Source organism: Bacteroidota bacterium, assembly GCA_018831055.1.
GTDB lineage: Bacteria > Bacteroidota > Bacteroidia > Bacteroidales > B18-G4 > M55B132.
The window spans coordinates 1-2,957 of record JAHJRE010000302.1; the positions used below are offsets into that span (position 1 = coordinate 1).

Annotated in this window: 4 protein-coding genes; 1 reads left to right on the forward strand and 3 read right to left on the reverse strand. The window is 51.3% G+C overall.

Annotation, left to right across the window (positions count from 1 at the left end; genetic code table 11):
• Positions 1 to 134 precede the first annotated feature (134 nt).
• The 3 genes from KKA81_16970 to KKA81_16980 are packed head-to-tail and all read right to left on the reverse strand — an operon-like array spanning position 135 to position 1,697.
• On the reverse strand, positions 135 to 839 hold the full coding sequence (locus KKA81_16970) for a nucleotidyltransferase domain-containing protein (protein ID MBU2652620.1): 705 nt from the start codon (positions 837 to 839) through the stop codon (positions 135 to 137).
• Position 840: 1 nt separating this feature from the next.
• Positions 841 to 1,380, reverse strand: a complete 540-nt coding sequence (locus tag KKA81_16975) for a flavin reductase family protein (GenBank protein MBU2652621.1) — start codon at positions 1,378 to 1,380, stop codon at positions 841 to 843.
• 5 nt (positions 1,381 to 1,385) lie between these two features.
• Positions 1,386 to 1,697 carry a divalent-cation tolerance protein CutA gene (locus tag KKA81_16980; protein ID MBU2652622.1) on the reverse strand — a complete coding sequence of 104 codons (312 nt, stop codon included), beginning with the start codon at positions 1,695 to 1,697 and terminating at the stop codon, positions 1,386 to 1,388.
• 38 nt (positions 1,698 to 1,735) lie between these two features.
• Here KKA81_16980 and KKA81_16985 point away from each other — a divergent pair, with 38 nt between their 5' ends.
• Positions 1,736 to 2,947, forward strand: coding sequence for a site-2 protease family protein (locus tag KKA81_16985; protein MBU2652623.1), 1,212 nt, complete (start codon positions 1,736 to 1,738; stop codon positions 2,945 to 2,947).
• Positions 2,948 to 2,957 lie beyond the last annotated feature (10 nt).

Genomic DNA, 2,957 nt, shown 5'->3' on the forward strand with positions numbered 1-2,957 from the left:
CCCGGTGGAACGGCATGCCAAATATGAGTGACTTCGGAACCGTGCTGGGTTTGAACAACCTTCGAAAGACCCGACTCAGAACTGGCTTTTTGGCCATGTTTAACCTCTAATATATTTCAGAAACCTCTTGTTAATCATTTTTCCTTAAGACGAAGTTTCATCGCTGGATTTTCCTCCACCAATTTCTTGAAAACCGCCTCAAAGTTTTCATCCGGAGCAAGCTCGCGCTGCACAAAAATTCCAGTACGGCCAATATCGGCCCGCCGTGTCAGAACTTGTACACGTTCTCGCACAATTTCTAAACCAACGTCGACCCGTTTCGCCACCTCAGCTTCTCTGCCTATAACTGGGCTTTCGACATGTCCCCGCGGTATGGGCTCGATCAACATCAGGCGTTTATCCACGCCCGGCACACGAACTGTTCGCTTGACCTGTTCGAGGTTCGCCGCTCCCCCGAAATAATAGAACTCAAGCTCCAGCTGTTTCGGCTTCACCAGCGGGAAAGTGGTCGAACGGTCTTCTTCGATGTAGAGGTGCGCTTTGGGGAGCTGCCAAGGGGTCGCCATGATTATCTCCCGCTTCGTCAGCTCGAGCTTGGCCTCACGAAGGGCCAGCTCAACCTTGTAGGATGGCACGACGTAGGGGACGAACACATCGATGTCGCTGCTTTTGCCGACGTCACCTCGGGCGACACTCCCGTGCACGATCGGATCGAACCCTTGCTTTGATAGTGCTTCCATCAATTCAAGCGTACGCGCTCGAAACTCCTTGAAAAGTCGCCAGCGCTCCTCATCGTAAACGACTTCTGCAACATCAGCGGCACGAACAGGTCTAACCATGCTAGAGCCCTACGACGCGGTCGCCCACGACAAAGGTCTTTCCCGAAAGGTGTAATAGGGGTTTGACCTGCTCGACGTTTAGTTTGCCAACCTTAAGCGCGTTTTTCTGCAAATTTACTGCCACAACCCGTCCTGCTATCACAACGTACTCGGGTCCCCGCTGCATCCACTCGAGCTTGCACTCGAAGTTAGCAAAACACTCGACTACGCGGGGCGGCTTCACCTTCTCGGATGGCTCCCAGCGCAGGCCTGCTTCCTTGAGCTCGTTGACACCGTGGGGAAACGACTTGCCGCACACGTACATCTCTTTTTTAATTTTTTCTCCAACCATCCCAATGACAAACTCGCCCGTCTCTGAGATGTTCTTGTAAGTATCGCCATCGTAGCCAGTTGAAAACGCGATGATGGGGGGATCCATCTCGATTGGCATGACGAACGACATGGGGGCGGCATTGATCTTCCCCTCTTTATCGACGGTGACGATGAGCGCGATAGGGCGAGGTGCGACCAACTTATAAAAATCCTCGAGCGCGATGTTCATCGATATCACCTCAGACTTTCCTCAAGCCACTTTAAATATTCTGGTGCCCCGCGCTCGATGGGAACCACCAAGACCTCGGGCATTTCATAGCTGTGCAATTCTTTGATGCGGGAGATCAAGCGGTTGAGCTTTTTGTTCGAGGTTTTTATCAAAAGCAGATTTTCCCTCGCTCGCTCAAGTTTCCCACGCCATCTATAAGTTGAACTCACGTTTGGCAGGACGCTCACGCAGGCCGCGAGCTTCTCCGACACCAATTTTTCGCTCAGTCGTTTCGCTTCTGTCCGATTTTTCACCGTTGTTAATACAAGCGAAAACATTCCGCCACCAACCAAAGCTCGGCACAGAGGTTTAAACTTTGCTGGTGGTATTGACTACGGTGCTCCAAATGCTTGAATGGATATTAATCGCTCTCGCTCTGCTCGCCTTGTTCTGGTTGTTCCTGGTCCTAGCAAACCGCCGATATCACCTCGAAAAGCGCGGTTTCACGATTACTCCCGGCGTGCTGATGTGGCGCACCAAGCGGGGGCTGCGGTTCATCGATCGCGTTGGGGGAACTTGTAGACGAGGTTGGCTCGCGTTTGGGACGGTGGCAGCAGTAATTGGGGTAGCTCTTATGATCTTTATGCTGTTCGGTCTTTGCCTAAACGCTTTTCTTGTATTAAGTAGACCAGAAGTCTCACTACCAGGTGTGAGATTTGCACTACCGGGCCTGATCCCTGGTCTAACTATACACTGGTGGTTGATAGCAATCGCAAGTCTCCTTCTCGTCCACGAGTTCGCCCATGGTTTCGTGACGCGGGCTCAGGGCATCCCGATAAAATCCATGGGTGGCTTATTTCTGGTTGTCATTCCGGGAGCCTTTGTTGAGCCTGATGAGAAAAAACTAAAAGGCGCACCCGTGTTCAAACGTTTGCGGATCTTTGGAGTGGGTTCGTTCGCGAATGTGTTGTTCGCATTCCTCTGCCTTGGAATCATCCTTCTTCTTCTTACTCCTAAACCTGGCGTGTACGTTTGGGGTGTGAGAGAAAATGGTCCTTCAGAAAACTTCTTGACCCCAGGTATGCACATACTGGGCCTCGACAATGTACCGCTCGAAAGTTGGGGCGATTATTACGATTTTATTGAAAATGTTAACCCAGGAGAAAATGTTAGTATTTTGACTGAAAATGGAATTCTCACGGTTGTCACGGATAACTATCGTTCGGAAAACGAGGGCGACCTCGGCATCTGGCCAGCTTCGGCGATTCCTCGTTCCAACTTTATTAACCCACTAACTGGGATGGGGGTGATGGTTTTAGAGCTAACCGGTCAACCAGTATTCCACCCGTACCTCTACGACTCGCTGGCCCCATGGTGGTTGATAGATGCCCTGAAGTGGATATTCGTCCTCAACCTTGGCATAGGGTTGTTTCAGCTCTTGCCGATAATGCCGCTGGATGGAGGTTACCTCTTCCAAGGTGTGGTCGAGGCGGCGAGCTCCAAACGAACATCTAGACGCGTGGCTCGCGCGCTCTCGTTCATCGTGCTTGCATTACTACTCGTGAATTTCGTACCTCTATTCACGTGATGAAATGGCC